The organism is Shewanella sp. MF05913 (assembly GCF_059758095.1).
Genome location: NZ_JCAYNT010000012.1, coordinates 106,160 through 124,442, shown reverse-complemented (window position 1 = coordinate 124,442; position 18,283 = coordinate 106,160). Strand labels below are relative to the sequence as shown.

At 38.4% G+C, this 18,283-nt stretch carries 16 protein-coding genes and 2 pseudogenes; 7 read left to right on the top strand and 11 right to left on the bottom strand.

The genetic code is table 11. The features are described from left to right. Positions 1–34: 34 nt before the first annotated feature. Genes AC19MV_RS14725 through AC19MV_RS14715 form a run of 3 tightly spaced genes read left to right on the top strand, consistent with a single transcriptional unit; the run spans position 35 to position 1,612 of the window. Positions 35–673, top strand: a complete 639-nt coding sequence (locus tag AC19MV_RS14725) for a HupE/UreJ family protein (RefSeq protein ID WP_498308484.1) — start codon at positions 35–37, stop codon at positions 671–673. A gap of 47 nt (positions 674–720) precedes the next feature. Continuing rightward, complete coding sequence (locus AC19MV_RS14720; RefSeq protein WP_498308482.1) at positions 721–1,239, top strand: hypothetical protein; 519 nt, start codon at positions 721–723, stop codon at positions 1,237–1,239. A 13-nt stretch (positions 1,240–1,252) separates the two neighbouring features. Continuing rightward, a complete protein-coding gene (locus AC19MV_RS14715; RefSeq protein WP_192114773.1) occupies positions 1,253–1,612 on the top strand; it encodes a DUF6488 family protein in 360 nt (119 codons plus the stop codon). A 187-nt stretch (positions 1,613–1,799) separates the two neighbouring features. On the opposite strand, the gene AC19MV_RS14710 is transcribed toward AC19MV_RS14715, so the two are convergent. Both AC19MV_RS14710 and dmeF read right to left on the bottom strand, forming a co-directional pair. Then, complete coding sequence (locus tag AC19MV_RS14710) at positions 1,800–2,207, bottom strand: MarR family winged helix-turn-helix transcriptional regulator (protein ID WP_498308480.1); 408 nt, start codon at positions 2,205–2,207, stop codon at positions 1,800–1,802. A gap of 8 nt (positions 2,208–2,215) precedes the next feature. Then, complete coding sequence (gene dmeF / locus AC19MV_RS14705) at positions 2,216–3,169, bottom strand: CDF family Co(II)/Ni(II) efflux transporter DmeF (RefSeq protein ID WP_498308478.1); 954 nt, start codon at positions 3,167–3,169, stop codon at positions 2,216–2,218. A 262-nt stretch (positions 3,170–3,431) separates the two neighbouring features. Between dmeF and AC19MV_RS14700 the strand changes: the two genes are divergently transcribed. The 3 genes from AC19MV_RS14700 (at position 3,432) to AC19MV_RS14690 (ending at position 7,413) form a co-directional block, all read left to right on the top strand. Next, positions 3,432–4,028, top strand: a complete 597-nt coding sequence (locus AC19MV_RS14700) for a tyrosine-type recombinase/integrase (RefSeq protein WP_498308476.1) — start codon at positions 3,432–3,434, stop codon at positions 4,026–4,028. Positions 4,029–4,996: 968 nt separating this feature from the next. After that, on the top strand, positions 4,997–5,767 hold the full coding sequence (locus AC19MV_RS14695) for a hypothetical protein (RefSeq protein ID WP_498308474.1): 771 nt from the start codon (positions 4,997–4,999) through the stop codon (positions 5,765–5,767). 92 nt (positions 5,768–5,859) lie between these two features. Further along, positions 5,860–7,413 (top strand): TIGR04141 family sporadically distributed protein, encoded by a 1,554-nt coding sequence (locus tag AC19MV_RS14690; RefSeq protein WP_498308472.1) that lies wholly within the window; start codon positions 5,860–5,862, stop codon positions 7,411–7,413. Between the two features lie 381 nt (positions 7,414–7,794). On the opposite strand, the gene AC19MV_RS14685 is transcribed toward AC19MV_RS14690, so the two are convergent. The 4 genes from AC19MV_RS14685 to AC19MV_RS14670 form a co-directional block, all read right to left on the bottom strand. Next, entirely contained in the window at positions 7,795–9,948 is a 2,154-nt protein-coding gene (locus tag AC19MV_RS14685) for an AAA family ATPase (RefSeq protein ID WP_498308470.1), read from the bottom strand. Beyond that, positions 9,945–10,382 (bottom strand): VPA1267 family protein, encoded by a 438-nt coding sequence (locus AC19MV_RS14680; RefSeq protein WP_498308468.1) that lies wholly within the window; start codon positions 10,380–10,382, stop codon positions 9,945–9,947. The genes AC19MV_RS14685 and AC19MV_RS14680 overlap by 4 nt, the downstream gene beginning before the upstream one ends. A 134-nt stretch (positions 10,383–10,516) precedes the next feature. Further along, positions 10,517–11,971 (bottom strand): DEAD/DEAH box helicase, encoded by a 1,455-nt coding sequence (locus AC19MV_RS14675; protein ID WP_498308466.1) that lies wholly within the window; start codon positions 11,969–11,971, stop codon positions 10,517–10,519. Continuing rightward, a complete protein-coding gene (locus AC19MV_RS14670; RefSeq protein ID WP_498308464.1) occupies positions 11,968–12,477 on the bottom strand; it encodes a VspR family transcription factor in 510 nt (169 codons plus the stop codon). Before AC19MV_RS14670 ends, AC19MV_RS14675 begins: the two co-directional genes overlap by 4 nt. 101 nt (positions 12,478–12,578) lie before the next feature. On the opposite strand from AC19MV_RS14670, the gene AC19MV_RS14665 reads away from it, so the two are divergent. Further along, positions 12,579–12,815: a helix-turn-helix domain-containing protein gene (locus AC19MV_RS14665; protein WP_498308462.1), complete on the top strand. Its 237-nt coding sequence runs from the start codon at positions 12,579–12,581 to the stop codon at positions 12,813–12,815. A 237-nt stretch (positions 12,816–13,052) separates the two neighbouring features. On the opposite strand, the pseudogene AC19MV_RS14660 reads toward AC19MV_RS14665, so the two are convergent. The 5 genes and pseudogenes from AC19MV_RS14660 to nrdA form a co-directional block, all read right to left on the bottom strand. After that, a pseudogene (locus AC19MV_RS14660) lies at positions 13,053–13,274 on the bottom strand (hypothetical protein); the annotation flags it as partial. A 130-nt stretch (positions 13,275–13,404) separates the two neighbouring features. After that, positions 13,405–13,671: a class I ribonucleotide reductase maintenance protein YfaE gene (gene yfaE, locus AC19MV_RS14655; RefSeq protein ID WP_498308461.1), complete on the bottom strand. Its 267-nt coding sequence runs from the start codon at positions 13,669–13,671 to the stop codon at positions 13,405–13,407. Further along, complete coding sequence (gene nrdB / locus AC19MV_RS14650) at positions 13,655–14,785, bottom strand: class Ia ribonucleoside-diphosphate reductase subunit beta (protein ID WP_498308459.1); 1,131 nt, start codon at positions 14,783–14,785, stop codon at positions 13,655–13,657. Before nrdB (AC19MV_RS14650) ends, yfaE begins: the two co-directional genes overlap by 17 nt. A gap of 143 nt (positions 14,786–14,928) precedes the next feature. Further along, positions 14,929–15,633, bottom strand: a pseudogene (nrdB, locus tag AC19MV_RS14645) (class Ia ribonucleoside-diphosphate reductase subunit beta); the annotation flags it as partial. A gap of 90 nt (positions 15,634–15,723) precedes the next feature. After that, the gene (nrdA, locus tag AC19MV_RS14640; RefSeq protein WP_432402023.1) at positions 15,724–18,012 is read right to left on the bottom strand and encodes a class 1a ribonucleoside-diphosphate reductase subunit alpha; all 2,289 of its coding nucleotides are present in this window, start codon (positions 18,010–18,012) and stop codon (positions 15,724–15,726) included. Positions 18,013–18,283 lie beyond the last annotated feature (271 nt).

The following is an 18,283-nucleotide window of genomic DNA, read 5'->3' as shown; positions in this document are numbered from 1 at the left end:
TTGCTTACTCTTCATCCTTATTGGCTGTGCTTGTATGAGTATAGAAGTTTTTGCCCATGGGGTTGATGACAATACTCGAGCTTTTCTAGAGCAAAATAGCGGCATTCAGTTTATTCCTTTTATTTATATCGGTGCAAAGCACATGATCACAGGTTATGACCATTTGTTATTTCTGGTCGGTGTGATCTTTTTCTTACATAAACGTCGTGATGTTTTGTTGTATGTCACCATGTTTACTATTGGCCATAGCGCCACCTTATTACTGGGTGTACTCGGCAATGTGCAAGTTAATGCTTACCTTATTGATGCCATTATTGGTTTATCTGTCGTGTACAAAGGCTTTGATAACTTAGGAGGGTTTAAACGCTGCTTCAATTGGCAGCCAAATACTCAGTGGGCGGTATTGATTTTTGGGCTGTTCCACGGTTTAGGTTTGGCGACAAAGTTACAAGAGTTTAATTTACCCAGCGAGGGCCTTTTTACTAATCTGGTGGCCTTTAATATTGGTGTTGAATTAGGTCAGTTTGCGGCATTAGTGATTATCTTAATTGCCATTAATACATGGCGAAAATGGCCTTCTTTCCAACGTTTTTCTACACTAACGAATACCTTACTAATGAGTGCCGGTGTCATGTTGATGGGTTATCAACTTACTGGCTACTTTATCAACTAATGATTTATTCATTAATACTTTTCCATTAATAATTAACAGAGAAAACTATGCAACATACAGTAAGTAGCAGCACGTTAATTAAAGCCACGCTATCAGCGATTGTCGTGGCAGCGATTGTTTTAGTGACACTCATTTTACCTGCGGAATACAACATCGATCCAACCGGTATTGGGCACAAGATAGGTGTCACTGTCTTAGCACAAACCGCGGAACCTGAAGAGCCAAAGAGTGCAGTCGCAGGGTCCGATAAGTTTCAAGTAATTAACGTTAAAGTGCCTGCTGGACGTGGCGTTGAGTACAAATTCGATATGCAACAGTTTGAAAAAATGACCTACGAATGGAACACTGATAGAGGTCCTATATTTTTTGATCTACACGGTGAACCAGAAGGTGATACAAGCGGCTATTACGAAAGTTACGTTATCGCGACATCAGCTGAAATGAAAGGCAGTTTTACGGCACCTTTTGCTGGTTCACACGGATGGTATTGGAAAAATACATCTACTCAACCAGTAACAGTAAAATTATTAGTCAAAGGCCAATACAAAGTGATTGGTTTAAAATAATAAGGCGTCATTGATGAAAGCATTATTTTTACTCGTAGCACTGTTTGGCACTGCCATAAGTAGCTATTCCTTCGCACATTTAGACAAATTAAAACGAATGGATCATTCAAGGCATAACCATATGAATGACAAAAAAGCTGTAGATATTGTCATCTTGTTGACACAGAAAATGACGTTTAAGGATTTAGGTTATAAAGTTGGCCAACTTCCAGCATCATGGCAAAATATTACCGTTGCAGATACCACCGTGTTGAGCGATACAGGCGATGTGTATATTATCAGTGCTTTGAATACAGAGATTAATAAGATCTTATATTTTCAAATAGCTAACGACGGTGATGTTATAGCGGTATCTGAAAGTAATGTCTTTTAAGGAGTAATACAAAGAGTGTTGTATCCCAATTTAGACGGTCCAACACTCTTAAATGTCCTTATCACAAGATAAGGGCTTGTTAAATTGATTAATAAGCTGAGTTTTATCGGGTGTATAACTATCTTGAATATTAACTTGTTAGGGTTTCATTTTAAGGTGCTTCTTACACCTCGTTTTTAATCCTAGATTAGAATTCCCGGTTCATTTTTTCAAAGCATTTTGTTAGCACATCAATTGAGCTTTCATCTAAGTTACGTGTAATGTCTTCAGTCAGTTGGATATGCATACGATTATGGTATGTATGAAGCTCAATCCCTTCAGTTGTTAATCCTACGAGTATTGAACGCCTATCATCTTCGTGTGGAGAGCGGGTAATTAATCCAAATTTTACCAGCTTCTCTACCTGAACAGTTAACGTGCCTGTAGTAATTCCAAGCCTATCAGCTAATTCCTTCATTCTCATCGGCCCATGAGTACCTAGCACCTCTATAGTGTGTACTTGTGCTAGTGAATACCCGGTATCTTTAACGACAGACTGCTCCCAAGAAGACAGTTTGTCGTAAAACTCGATGATTAAGTTATTCAAAGAATGCATAAAGGGCCTTAGCAGTAATTCACTTCGAGGGTTAAGTGGCTTAGCTTATCAAACTTATTCAAAGAGTGTTTAAATGTTTCTACATTGGTATCTGTTGTTGTGCACAATGCTATTGAGGCAGAATAATGATCTGCGCTAACTTTCCAGATATGGATATCAGTAACCCTAGTGTGCTCATCATTAATCGTGTTAATGATGTCTAATTGATATTCTTTGTCGATGTTTTCATCTAAAAGAATTGGGCTTGTCTGCTTCATAAGACCCAATGCCCATTTAGTTATAATCACCGCACCAACGATGCCCATAATGGGATCTAACCAATACCATCCAAGGAATTTTCCTACTAGAAGTGCACAAATGGCTAACACCGAGGTTAATGCGTCAGCAAGTACATGAAAGTAAGCAGCCTTGAGATTATGATCGTGACCATTATGATGATCATGGTGTTCATGTTCATGTTCATGACTATGGTGGTCACTGTGGTCATGGCCGTGATGTTCATGACCGTGATGTTCATGACCCAGTATAAACATACTGGCGATGTTGACGATGAGTCCGACGATAGCAACAAGAATGGATTGATTAAATTGGATTTCAATAGGTGATAGTAGACGATGTAAAGATTCAGCTAGCATTATGATAGCGACAATACCTAATGCTATTGCACTGGTATACCCGCCGAGCACGCCAACTTTGCCCACACCGAAAGAGAACTTGTTACTACTCGCATGCTTTTTTGCATAGCTATAGGTGAACAGTGTGATGCAAAAGGCAGCGGCATGAGTTCCCATGTGCCAGCCATCAGCGAGTAAGGCCATAGAACCATAAACAGTGCCGGCTATAACTTCGATGACCATGGTGATGACTGTGATGATAAGTACATACCATGTTCGCCTTACATTTTGTTCATTAACAGATGCGAAGTTATGTTGATGGATATATTTTTCAGCAATAGTTTTCATAATAAAGTAGTTTGATAATCAATTATTATACAAATTATACTATTTGACAGTCAAAGTAAATGGTTGTGATAACTCGATATTAAATATTTTAAATATGCGGTATCTAGGATTTAATCACTTCAGTTTTCAAAGTGTATTGCAGACATTACCGATCCTAATTGTAATATGCATGATGAAATTTAAGGCTTTAGCTTTAACACTCTCTATCGATGTTTCCACCAACTAAACTTGTGATGACCAATCAATAAATTAGGAGGTCATCATGGACATATTAAATAAAAAACACCGCAGCGGTGTAAAAAAGCCTTTTCGGCTCGAAGAAATTTGGCGTATTCGAACTAGGCTAGAAATAGAAAATAGTTTTATGCAACTAGCGTTACTCAATTTGGCAATTGATAGTAAACTCAGGGCGAGCGATTTACTTCCTTTGAAGGTTTGCGATATATCGTCACAAGATCGGATGTTTACTCGGGTTAAGCATATTCAGCAGAAAACAGATGTTGAAGTCCAGTTTGAGATCACGGCAAGGACTCAACAAAGTCTGATGAAGTGGATTTTTGTAGCTACTCTAAAGACTAGTGACTATTTGTTTCCAAGCATAAGACGAAAACAACAACCGATTAGCTATTCATATTATCGGTATCTGGTCAGGAAGTGGGCATCAAATCTAGGGTTAGATCCTAGCTTGTACGGTACTCACTCTATGAGGCGCACTAAAGCGACACTTGTCTATGCAAAGACTAAGAATATTCGAGCAGTACAGCTTTTGCTCGGACATACTAAGGCAGACAATACAATCCGTTATCTTGGTGTTGAATTGGAAGATGCTCTTTTACTTTCAGAAGGTACTGATTGCTGATACTAATTGGCCCTAGAATCTAGGGCCATTTTTTACAGCTGTAAGTATAGGACATAATAGCTGACTTCCCCCTCATTGTAAGAGCTATTAACCTTGAAATATAAAGCGTATTTATCAATAAAAATTTAATCACTAAAACCTTAATTTAATGGCCTGGTTGATTTGACCACAACTCTGGCACTTTCATGTTTATCCATACTTATAGTAATGTGAATCATAAAGATTAGAGCTTTAGCTTTAACACACTTTTGTCCATTTTTAAGTTGGCTCGGCCGACACATTTCTGCCCCAAACCGTGTTTCGGCTCGTTAGTTCAATTGAAAATTCCCACACCTGCTGCCATACAAATTCTTATCTTTTTGCCTATGTTTGGTCTTACCATAAATCGGCTAAAAATGTATGGGTATAAAGTCGTATTTAAATTTAGACATTTTGAGATGATTTCAAGACAATCTCAGTGCGTCAAATATAACTCTATAAAATCAGATGACTATAGTAGCTTACTTTTAGTAATAGCTTTGGAAAACGCGCTTGCGCGTTTTTCCTGATGGAGTGTTTGATAGAAAGCTGATAAGTTCGTTGCATACATAAAGTTAACTGTGTGAGTAATCACAGGTCCAACGAGGTAAACGCGCATGCGCACTAATAAAATGTTGAACTAAGCCGCTGCGCGGAGCTTAACTGCGATTTAGTGGAATGATTAAGCCTGCTCGAATCAGCTAGACTTAAAGAGATGCGATGGAACACAACCATGACAAAGGATTTTCAATGAAATACGCAGAAACCACGCAATATTATTCGCTCAAAACAGCTCTGCAGCTCAGACCTTGCCTCAAAAAAAGCAAATTCCTATAGCATGAAGCATAGCAATTAATCTGGATAAGGCATCGGCCAAGTCCAATAAGTGATTTATGCCCTGCAAACAGCTTAGCGCATAAATACTAAGACGTTAAGGCTATAGGTATAGTATGAGTAAAGTTTCGGAATCTTGTTATGCATGTGACAGTCCTGCTACTAGCCGCGAGCATGTACCTCCAAAATGTCTTTTTCCTACAGAGTTAGGAAAGAATTTAAGGAAGGACTTAATTACTGTTCCAAGTTGCGATCAACATAACGGTAAAAAATCTGATGATGATGAGTTTTTGCTTGCTAGCTTAGCAGGAATCATTGGTTGTAATGATGTTGGCATGTTGCATAAATTTACCAAAGTTGATCGTGCAATACGTCGCAGCGGTGGTCGACTACTTAAAAAGGTATTAAAAAACTCAGAGATAACATCTCATAAATTGGAAAATGGAAATATTGTCGATGTCGCTTGGGGTAAACCTGATCTCAAGCGGCTACATGATTGTTTTGAGTTAATTGGTAGAGGCTTATATTTTCATAGGCTAGGCAAACGTTTCAAAGGTAAAGTGATATGCGAGGTGGTGTATGTCCCAATTAATGATCGTGGTCGAGCTGGTTATAGAGAATTTGCAGTTGAGCAAATGGAGAAAGAAATTGCCAAGACTGATATTCAAGGTGAGAACTCGGAGGTTTTTCAATGGCTAATAGGGCCTAAAGATTTTTCAGGAGCATGTTGCGGTAAAATAATATTTTATGGCAATTTGTCAGTTTATTTAGCTTTTATCCCTGAATCTTTTCGAGAAGAAGATTACGTTAATATTTATGATATTGCTAAATCTGTGAGTAAGCCGGTTTATATTCAAAAAGATGGAAAAAAGTACAGAATCAACTAGCCCTAACAAGGCCAATCACAAACGCCAGCAAGCTGGACCGCTGACGCTCGCCTGTATTGGCGGAGTTAGGCAACTGACATGGAGTCGTTTCAATGAAACTAAATGTGGTTTGTTACTTGATTAAAGAAGGCATAGATGAGGTAGATGCCTTAGATAAAGAAAAGTTATCCAAACGAACCGCTATAGAAATAGGTGGAGTTCCCTGCGGTCTTTATATCAAAAAATCTCGATCGGAACCAAAATGGTCAAAGCTATTTGATGATATAAATGGCATTGATCCGAATATTTTCAGGTCGGAAAGCGTTAGAGGCCTTTTAGTTGTAAATATTGAAAATAGACTATTTGCGTTCACCTTTGGACACGGAAGGTCAATGTTAAAGTCGTTTATGGTGGAGCGTGGATTTGGGTTGAAGGTAACTCTTAACCTTGGGGATTCCGAGCAAATAAAGTCTATCGATAAATCGACTTTGGAAAAGGTTTTATTAAATACGCGATCGCAAACATCAAAGAATACAAATGTAAATGACTTTGATTTTGAATTTGACCAAGAGATACTGAAATCGATCTGTGCTGTGGTTGAAAACAACGATAGTGATAGCTCAGAGATTGTGTCAGGCTGCGACTCTGTTTCAATTAATACTGAAATCGAATTGGATACATTCCCAGACTTAGCAAAACGCCTGCTTGCGGCTTACGGAGATGATAAGTATCAAGAAAAATACCCTTGGGTGGATTTCATACAGTTTGTCTCTGATCCATCGCTACTGCAACGGTTAAACGAAGAAATGGTTGGACTCCTAAACGAGGAAAAATATGAAGATGTGTGGATTTCTCCGCCAGAGGTTATTGATTACAATGATTTCTCTGGGTTTGTTTACAAAATAAAGAAAAATCAATCCCCTTGCTTTCATAGCGAACTAGATTTATCTACTTATATCGCTGAATCAAAGCCTAAGAAACCTATAACAATTGATGCGCTAAAGAGGAGAGATATATTAAGGTTTAATGCAGAAGAAAAAAACAATGGCGGCTGGCCTATCTTTCACTGTATGAATTGTGAGCTAATAATCGATGGTGAAACATATATCTTAAATGATGGGAAATGGTACAGGATTGATAGTGAATTTTCGGACTCTGTAAACAATTTCTTCAATTCTCTAGCCAGGTCTCAAATTGATTTCCCTCCTTATAATGGAATGAACGAAGGTGAGTATTTGCGGGAAATAGCCGATGGCGAAAATTTTGCGCTTCTTGATCAGCAGTGGATTCACCCTAAAGGTACTGGTAATAGGCTCGAATTTTGTGATTTGCTTTCCCAGTGCGATGCATTCATTCATGTAAAAAAATATGGCTCTTCATCTGTTTTAAGTCACCTATTTTCACAAGCATCTGTCGCAACCGACTTTCTGATGAATGACCCGAGTGTGCAAGACCAGGTTAATAAACACCTAGAGGAAACCTATTTAAGCGTAAACTTTAATAGCGAAGATAGTCCTCGAAAGTATAGGATTGTTCTCGCTATTATGCAAAAAAATGCCGGGGACCTTCATTTACCGTTTTTTTCAAAAGTAAATCTTCGCCATCATGCAAGAAGGCTAATTAATATGGGGTTTAAAGTTGAGCTTGCCAAAATCAACATCAATTAATTGCCTAACAAATGTGTCAATTAGGACGCTCGTAAGCTCGCGCCTATTACGCTGGCGTTGAGGCTGTAGAATTACTCTTTGTTAAGAAAACACAGCCTATTTTATGGGTTCCAAATGCATTACCTAGTGCCTTAAAAGCGCTTAGGTGTGATTTCAGGAGCTCGTTTTTTAATTGAATTTGGCTGGTAGAGTTATTCTACAGTCTCGTTATCTCCATAGAAATTTTAATCCGAAACTCATCAGTTAGAGTTAATAACCTAACTCATTTGTGTCCATTTTCAAGTTAGCTTGAGTAACACATTTTTTACCTGCAAGGAGATAGAGAAATAATACTTTTCCCGCTAGCATCCGCAATAAAGCAAAATAGTGGAAGTGTTATAATTATCCTTTTAAAAGCTCAACAAGATAGCTATTACGTCGATGTGAATGGCTTGCCGCTTCAGTAATCGTTCTGAAATCCTCTTCCGTACCAACAATATGGATTTCTGATTCAGCTCTAGTGAGCGCAGTATATAGCCAGGCTCTGTCAACAATTCTGCCTTTTTGTAGTACAACAATAATACGTGGGAATTGAGAGCCTTGGGCTTTGTGCAGGGTTATTGCATAACCCAGCTCCATGCAATCCAACACATCTTGAGTTACTTCGATTTTATCACCGGTATCAAGCGTTACTTCTCCATAGGTATTCCCAAGTAACTCAACACTAGTAAGAACACCAAGAGAACCATTTTGTATACCTTTGTCGTAGATATTCTGAGTGAAAAGAATAGCGTCATTAAGACGCAAATATTGACAAAACAGCTCACCATTCATGTTGTACTGAAGCATACAGCCATTTTTATTTATTGACTCTTGCAACTTCTTATTGATTTCAAATACGAGCTTTTTGGTCGGAGCCATGACTCGGCTGTTTTGAGGAGATTGTTGATACAACTCGCAACAAACTTGTTCTATTTGTAGTTTATTAGTTTCGTGAAAATGAATTGTTCCAGTCGAAAGTAGGTTTGGTACTATTCCTTGATTAATTAATTTTGAATACTCAGGGATTCCCGTTGCGCCTTCTTGACGTTTCACAATGTCGAGCATTGTATTGGCTATTGCTTTAGAAATGACGATATCAGCTAACACTTTACCGCAACCAATAGGGGGAAGTTGATCTGGATCGCCAGTGAAGATAATTCGAACAGAAGGATGAATATGATTAACTAAGCGGTACATGGTTGGTAAATCAATCATGCTGGCTTCATCGATAACGAGCAGATGTTTTTGCTGGTCAGCATCAATAGGCCTATTTCTCAATAATTTAGCAATTGTTGAAGTGTGAAAACCAATAGATTCATGTAAGCGCATTGCTGCACGCCCACTGAGCGCGACGGCATGTATCTGAAATCCCATTGTGTTATATGCACGCAAAGCGGTCCTTAGCACAGTTGTTTTACCCGTTCCTGCCCCCCCCGTGATACAGCTTATAGAGTTATCTAAGCAAGTCGTTACTGCCTCAATTTGTTTCTGTGTTAACTCATAAGGTAATTCATTAACCGCAGTACCGTAAGCTAAATTAGCGTGTTCGTCATAGAGGTTATTTTGACTTGCAAGCGCCTTAAGTCGTTTGACAACGACATTTTCCATTAGTAATTGGGCCGTTGGATGATATGTACCTGTTGAGTGATTCAACAAATATTGAGCTTTGTCATGTCCAGCCTGAAAAGCTTTTGCTACTAACTCTTTGTCTTGGAGTAACTTGAATAACAGAGGGCGTAAGTTGGCTTGACTGGTATAAGTGTGACCTTTCGACACTTCTTTGCGAAGTGTTATTTCAAGGGCTGCACTCAATCGTCTGTCATCATATACAGACCCTTTAAGCTGCTTTCGAAAAAGTTCATCAACCACACTAAAACGCATACCAAAACCAATTAATACGTAAGGGTTTGCTTTAATCGCGGTAATGGATTGCTCATTATGATACTTGAGTAAACGTTGCTGAACGGTGCCTGGTATTTTATGTTCAGACATCCAGTTACAGTGGGAGAGATTTTTGTATTTAGCATAGCCCTCAAATAACGAGGTAATGGAATCTTCGCTCAGTATGTCTTTAAGTAACGTTCTTGACTCGGGAGTGTCATTGATTAACGTTGCGTGAAATGTTTTGCCTAGACGCTCCCAAAGCGCCCTGGCTTTACTTTCAACAATACCTTTGAATGCATTTTCACTGGCGATGAATCGGATCAATTGTTCGCCTGTTTCTGGTAATCGACATTCAACATGTTCTGGTGACTCATAGACATGTTGCTTCATGAGGTAATCACCCGTATCCATGTCTTGGATTTTTCTTTCACCTGTTACAGACCAATACTGGCCAATTGCCGGTTGTGTAGGCAATGCGTCAGGATTTATTTTTATCGTGACATAGTATTTACCGCTGTAGGTTCTGTAAGAGCTTTTGTTAAGTGGTATACCGCTGAATATGAGCAATTTTTTTGAGGTGAATTGGATGCTGGTGACGCGAAATTGATCTTCGTTGAGGACTGAGTTCATCGTGGCATAAACCCCATTTCTGACAAGGTCTCAGACAACTCGCCAAATCGCTGAAGTTGACCTTCAAGTTCTTTTACTTTGGCTTTTAGCTCAATATTTTCAGCCTCTAATGAAGATAAATGCCTTGAGTCAAGTGCTTTACGATTGGCCTTGTTATCGTATGGTTTGGGCTTATCAATTTCACTTTTTGCCATGTCGGTTAATGGCGGTAATACACCTTTATCGCGCAAGTTATCTTCTAATTGTTTTAATGCGTTTCGTAAATCAGGATTTTGATTCAACGCAGATCTGCCACAACCTAATGCTTTAGCGATTTCATTTCTGCTTAACTGACCTCTATATAGTATTTGTTTAAAGTCGTCGTCTTGTTGAGTAGCACTCCATGCTTGAAATGCATCAATGTTTTGTTGTGCTTTTTGTTGCCCATTTGCCATTAATCGTCAACCTCATCCGTAGCGTTTGCCTGTCTAATCTTAAAAATAATTTGGCTTACTTAATAACACAAGAGGTAAGATTACTAAACAATGATTAGCAATAAAATAACGTGTAAATTCGTTAATGTATTTAATTATCTTAAATCAGTTAAACCTAGCGCTATGGCTTCGAGTTTGAAACGACCTAATATATTTATGCAGCTATTATAAGCCGTCGATAATTGATGGTCAGGTTTTTGATTTGCATATTCTTCATAAACAGTTTCTGAATATGGATTATTAAATGATTCATTAAGCTCAGAAAAAGCTACCTCTAAATTGGCATCAATATCTATTGGTTTCGGCTTAGGGGTATCGAAAAACACAGGTAAACTGTCTAGCTTTTCACTTAACACATCACTTGATTGCATTGTTTGGAATTTAACAACATCGGCTTCAAAAGGAATGTCATCTTTAACTCTATAAGCATACTCCAACAACTTTGGTTCTGCTGGCATATACAAAATTGCTTGTTGATTGACCGATTCAGTCACTCTTAAAATTCGTCCTAAGATTTGTCGAAAATGCATTTCGGTTTTAATGTTGGTCAGATGACAACAAATTTGTAGGCGTGGAATATTTGTTCCTTCACTTATCATGCCTACTGAAATAATCCACTTAGTCAGTGTGTTACGAAAGTCTATAATGATGTTACTTGAATTGTTTTCTTTGCAAGTGACGACAATGGCATCTTCGTTAAACCATGATTTAACCAGTAATGAAATTCTATAAGCTTGTTTAATTGATGAGGCTACAATAAGTCCTGCAGCATCGGGGTTTACCTGCCTAATCTGTGTCAGTTTTATATTTGACGCTGATATGAGGTATCTAATCACATCTTCATGCTCAATAACTTCTTGATAGGCTGTATTGGAATTTGAAAGTAAATCGCTAAAGCTGTTAAAAGCTAATGTTTCATTTTCCTCTACTAATGAGATTTGATTGTTATCAATGGCAACAATTTGAGGTAAGCGACATACATTATCTCTAAGGGCCTCAGCAAGACCGTAGATATAATCACATGAGATTTTGCTATCTGAATTTAAGTATTGAGATAAAACGATTGGAGCGGTATCTGAACGCCAAGGCGTGCCTGTTAGTGCCAAGGTATATTTAGCCTTATTTTGAATATTGAGCAGTATTTGCTCACCCCATGCATTAGCATTTTCAAGATTAGAGCCCGCGCAGTGATGAATTTCGTCGAAAATTACCAACATTCTATTATTATCAAATAATTGCCAAAAATTTTCATCGAGATGTAACAAGCTCTGGTATGTGAGAGAGTCACCTTTTGCCCCCATTAGACCATCAAACTTACTTTTTATAGTCAAAGTCATACTCTCAGCAAAGTCTTGAGCCACAATTGAGGACGGTGAAAAACAAAGGACCAAATCAACCAGATCACTTTTTAAGAGTCGATCAGCTAAAACCGAGGCCATCAATGTTTTACCAGCTCCGGGTGTTGCAAGAGTTAAAAAATGATTTTTTCCGTTGTTATATTGTTCTAAAATTTTCGTAATGCATTCCGATTGCCAGGCTCTAAGTTTCATATTGGTCTCTGTTTAATCATCTCTTCTACAGCCTTAATTTTACCAAGCAGCTTGGTAGCATTATCTCTTGCTATGTCGTATTTAGGTTGAATTTCAGAAATTAGCTCCGGCATATCGCGATAGATATCATTGTATGCTTCTGATTCACCTAAGTTTTGTAACAGCTCTGTCTTGTAAGCATTCAATTTTCTGGTTAGTTTTTGATGGTTGTTATCTGATGTAGCAGTATTAATATTCTCAATCACTATAGGCTTAATAGGTATGCTTTTGGGATCGAACAGTTTCGTTTTACTGAACTTGGTTTGACCTTTTAACTTAGGAATGTTCTTTTTCAGCCATCCAGTCTTAACGAGTTTTATAAGTTCAGCATAGATCATTCGTCTTACATGGGTAGGCTCAAGTTTCGGATCTTTCTTCAAAGCGAAAAAAGCAGATCTCACTTCACTCGTTGTGAAATTGTCGAAGTTCACTGCTTTAATTATTTGAGCTACAACTGGGTCTAACATGATGACCTAACCTAAAATAAACTTAATAATGGGTATTATAGGGCGTGGTGCTTTTCACCTCAATATGAAAATCTAAACAATTTACCTGAAGGAGTGTTAAGGTGAATGATTTAGTTGCCCAGTTTGGCAAAATGTTGAGGTCAAAACGTAAAAGTTCAGGATACTCTCAAGAAGATTTTGCGACATTGGTCGGTATCGAAAGAGGTAACTATGGAAAAATGGAGAGGGGACTTGTCAATATTAGATTAGAGACCCTATATAAAATTGCTATAGCACTTGATTGCGAATTTGAAGACATAATGCCTTCTAGATATAAGTACCAAGTTAAAGTAGATTAGATGTGCCTTCATATTTTTAGTTAATTTTGAACATAATGATAATGTAACGCATGAATCACTTTGTAAGTGACTAATAAGTAATGCTTTACTTACTTATAAAATGTTAAGTGTTAATCTTTTATAACATAAAATAAGTATTGTTTATCATTATAAGAGACGGGTAAATAAGTTGATAATATCATGAATATATAGATGTAAGTATGCTAAAAGGTCTACATCGACAATACCATTAATTGTTTAGGAAAATGGTAAGAGGTAAATACCAGGATCACCGCATGAGTGTTTAATTTTAACCACAAAGCTAAATCTAGCCTTTAATGCTGCTTCAAGCATCGATGGATTCATCATGCATCGCTTTTGTTTTCCAACAATGCTTATCTTCGTCGCCTCTGCTCGTAGCATATTCAAACTCATATGACGCAGACATGACAGATTTTCCGCCCAGTGAGCCTTGTATATATGATCTAAGCGATAATTGACCCTATGAAAAATTATTGTAATCTTGAGTAACCTACTCAAAATTACAATAATTATACTAAAAAGGCGATGTTCAGACTATTTTATACATTCCAAACAATTAGACATTTTATTATAAAGATACTTCGATTTCTAAATCAGAGGATGGTTTAGTGCAACACGTAAGTATTTCGCCCTCGCGCAGACTAGCAAGAGGACTTTTTAAGTATTTGATAGAGCCTGATTTTAATTTTGCTCGACAAGTGCCGCAATAACCATCTTTGCAATGATGCGTAGATTTAATTCCATTGTTGTGTAAGCATTGAAGCAACGTCTGGTCTTCGATTTCACGAAAGACCAGTTGCTGATCATTAGCATTAACCTTAAAGGTCAAATTCATCAAACGCACCATCCGATACAGTGGAGTCAATTTGCCCAACTAAGTACGAGCTGACTTCAACCTCCTGTGGTGCAACCTGTACGTTATCGGATTTTAAATATTTATCCATCCAAGGTAAGGGGTTACTTTTGACTTCAAACATTTTTGGCATCCCGATCGCTGACATCCTTTGATTAGCGATGTAATCCACATATTCACATAGCATCGTTTCGTTAAGACCGATCATTGACCCATCTTTAAACAAATAACGAGCCCATTCCTTTTCTTGTTTGACTGCTTCAAGAAATATTTCTTGAGCTTCCTGAAAGCACTCAATAGATATTTCTTTCATTTCAGGGTCATCTTTACCGCTAGCCCAAAGGTTAATAATATGTTGTGTAGCAGTTAGGTGAAGACTTTCATCCCTGCTTATCAAACGCATTATTTTTGAGCAACCCTCATTTAAATTTCTCTCTGCAAAAGCAAAAGTACATGCAAAACTTATATAGAAGCGAATAGCCTCTAAAGCATTAATTGAATTAACGCATAAGTACAGTTTCTTTTTAAGCCCTCTGATAGTTATATTGAACTCTTTACCGTTAACGTTGCATATCCCTTCACCATGCGTTTGATATAGTTGTGTATGAAATATCAAATCATCATAATATTTCGAGATGTCAACGGCTCGCTTCAGGATCTCTGGATTCTGAACAATATCATCGAAAATTTCGTTAGGATCTGTATACAGTGCGCGGATGATGTGAGTGTATGAGCGACTGTGAATTGTTTCAGAGAAAGACCAAGTTTCAATCCAAGTTTCAAGTTCTGGAATTGATACAATTGGTAATAACGCAACATTTGGAGATCTGCCTTGCACACTGTCTAGTAGAGTTTGATATTTAAGGTTAGATGTGAAAATGTGCTTTTCACTATCAGTCATACCCGAAAAGTCAATTCTGTCCTTGCTGACATCAACTTCTTCCGGACGCCAGAAAAACGACAACTGTTTTTCGGTCAATTTTTCAAAAATTTCATGCCGTTGTTGATCATAGCGAGAAACGTTAACGTTTTGACCGAAGAACATTGGTTCTTTAAGTTGGTCGTTCTTAGTGACATTGAAGGTCGAATATTTCATATTAGTTTATAGCCCATAAGTTAACATTAAGCGGAAAGTTTGCATATATGGGGAGCTGCCCATAAGTTGTCATTTGCTGAAGGCCATGTAAAGTAAGGTTTTTTGTCTTCATATTGGTGTTTACGGGAGTGGTTCTGTTGCAATATCAAACGAATAATCTTAGCATTACCTTCCATTACACGACGCTCAGCAAAGGCAAATGAACACGCAAAACTGACATAGAAACGAATCGCTTCTAACGCATTGACTGACATCATGCACAAATATAATGACTTTTTGAGGATACGTGAATTAACGGTGATTTCTTTACCGTTAATGACGTGCGTTCCTTCACCTAACAAGTTATTAATTTGGGTAAGGTTAATCAAGTCATCGTAATAAGCGGCAATATCACCGGCACGCTTTAAGATTTCGTCATTTTGCACAATATCGTCAAACACCACTGATGGGTTGTTAACGATATTACGAATAATGTGCGTGTACGAACGCGAGTGAATGGTTTCAGAAAACGACCATGTTTCAATCCACGTTTCTAATTCGGGTAGCGATACCAAAGGCAAAAATGCCACATTTGGTGAGCGACCTTGAATTGAGTCAAGTAAGGTTTGGTATTTCAGATTAGATAAGAAAATATGCTGTTCGTGTTCAGGTAAGTTACCAAAATCAATTTTGTCACGGCTGACATCAACTTCTTCTGGACGCCAGAAAAACGATAATTGTTTTTCAATGAGTTTTTCGAAGACTTCATATTTCTGTTGATCGTAGCGTGCCACGTTAACCGATTGACCGAAAAACATCGGTTCTTTAGTCGAATCGTTAGGTGTTTGACAAAATGTTGAGTAAGCCATTATTTAGGTGTCCTGAAAACGCATTTTCAAAAAGCGGGGAAGGCCCCCGCTAAATATACATAAAGTGATACTTTTATAAAAACTAAGGGGCTAGATCTTACACGCACCGCCACCACAGCCATCGTCTTCTTCTTCGACGGCAATAATGTCGTCAAACTGATCCGAAGCACCGTCGCGAGTATTATGATAATACAATGTCTTAATGCCCAGTTTGTATACGCTGAGCAAGTCTTTTAACAAGGTTTGCATTGGTACACGACCGCCTTCAAAACGGCTTGGATCGTAGTTAGTGTTAGCCGAAATAGCCTGGTCGATAAATTTCTGCATTAACCCAACAAGTTGGATGTAACCATCATTGTTTGGCATGTTCCAAAGCAATTCGTACTTGTCTTTGAGGAGGTCAAAGTCAGGTACAACTTGCTTTAATTGTCCGTCTTTACTGGCCTTAACGCTAATTAATCCGCGTGGAGGCTCAATACCGTTAGTCGCATTTGAAATTTGCGATGAGGTTTCAGACGGCATTAATGCCGATAAGGTTGAGTTACGTAAACCGTATTGCTTAATGTCGCTACGTAATGTTTCCCAATCCATGTGTAATGGCTCGTCACAAATCTTATCTAAGTCGCGTTTGTAGGTGTCGATAGGTAAAATACCTTTCGAATAGGTTGTCTCGTGGAATAACGGACATGCACCTTGCTCTTTAGCTAAGTTCATTGAGGCTTTCAATAAGTAATACTGAATTGCTTCAAAGGTTTTGTGGGTCAGGTTGTTTGCTGAACCGTCTGAATACTTTTTACCGTTTTTCGCTAAGTAGTTAGCAAAGTTAATCACGCCTATACCAAGAGTACGACGATTCATCGAACTCGTTTGCGCGGCAATAATTGGGTAATCTTGGTAATCCAATAAGTTATCTAGCGCACGTACTGCTAAATCGGCTAATGGCTCAAGTTCAGATAAATCTTCAATGGCACCTAAGTTAAGTGCAGACAGAGTACATAACGCAATTTCACCGTCTGGATCATTGATGTTATTCAATGGTTTTGTCGGTAATGCAATTTCTAAACATAAGTTAGATTGCTTGATTGGCGCTACTTTAGAATCAAACGGGCTATGAGTATTGCAGTGATCGACGTTTTGAATGTAAATACGGCCAGTTGAGGCACGCTCTTGCATCATTAACGAGAACAGTTCAACCGCTTTGATTTGTTTTTTGCGGACATTGCTGTCTTGCTCATACTGTAAGTACAAACGTTCAAATTCTACCTGATCTTCAAAGAAAGCATCGTAAAGACCTGGCACGTCTGATGGGCTAAATAGACTGATGTATTCGCCTTTAATCAAACGCTGATACATTAATTTGTTTAACTGCACACCGTAGTCAAGGTGACGAACACGGTTGTCGTCAACACCACGGTTGTTTTTAAGCACCAGTAGCGACTCGACTTCTAAGTGCCATAACGGATAGAAAAGTGTTGCTGCACCGCCACGTACGCCGCCTTGAGAGCACGACTTAACCGCAGTTTGGAAATACTTGTAAAAAGGTAAACAACCAGTGTGGAATGCTTCACCGCCACGAATAGGGCTACCTAACGCACGGATACGACCAGCGTTAATGCCAATACCAGCACGTTGGCTGACGTATTTAACGATAGACGATGCGGTCGCGTTGATTGAATCTAAGCTGTCATCACATTCAATTAATACACAAGAGCTGAACTGACGTGTTGGAGTGCGCACGCCAGACATAATAGGTGTAGGTAATGAAATTTTGAATAGAGACGTCGCGTCATAAAAGTCTTTAATGTACTTCAGACGAATTTCTTTTGGGTAACGCGCAAATAAGCACGCTGCCACTAAAATATACAAAAACTGAGCGCTTTCGTAGACTTCGTGAGTCACACGGTTTTGCACTAGGTATTTGCCTTCTAATTGCTTAACCGCTGCATAAGAGAAGTTCATATCGCGCCAGTGATCGATATAGGTGTCTAATGTTTCAATTTCTTCGCGCGTGTAATCGGCCAAAATATGCTTATCATATTTGCCCATTTCCACTAGACGCGTCACATGGTCATATAACTTAGGTGGTTCAAATTGACCAAAGGCTTTTTTGCGTAAATGAAATACTGCTAAGCGAGCTGCTAAGAATTGATAATCTGGCGATTCTGGCGAGATTAAGTCAGCAGCGGCTTTAATAATGGTTTCATGAATGGCTTCTGTTGGAATGCCTTCAAAAAACTGCAGGTGAGATCGAAGTTCAACTTCAGATACAGAGACGTTTTTTAATCCCTTGGCTGCCCAAGTGATCACGCGGTGAATTTTATCTAAATCGATAGTTTCACGTTCGCCACTGCGTTTAGTGACTGTCATATTGCTTTTCATTGAAGAGAGGCCTTGGTTCGATATCCGGTCATGTGATCGCGTTCAGGATGCAGTGTTACTTTATTCGATCAGAACAAATCACAAAACAGTTCCATGTTAAAACAATCATCCTGAATGCCACTTACGGCAATGTACATCTACTGTACGTTCAGTAAACATCTACACTTTTAATACCCACACAGCGTAGTGTTTTGATTGTCACCCACACACAAGATATGGTGTTATTTATAAACTGAGATACAAGATAGTGAGGTTTGAGCTGATTTGCAAG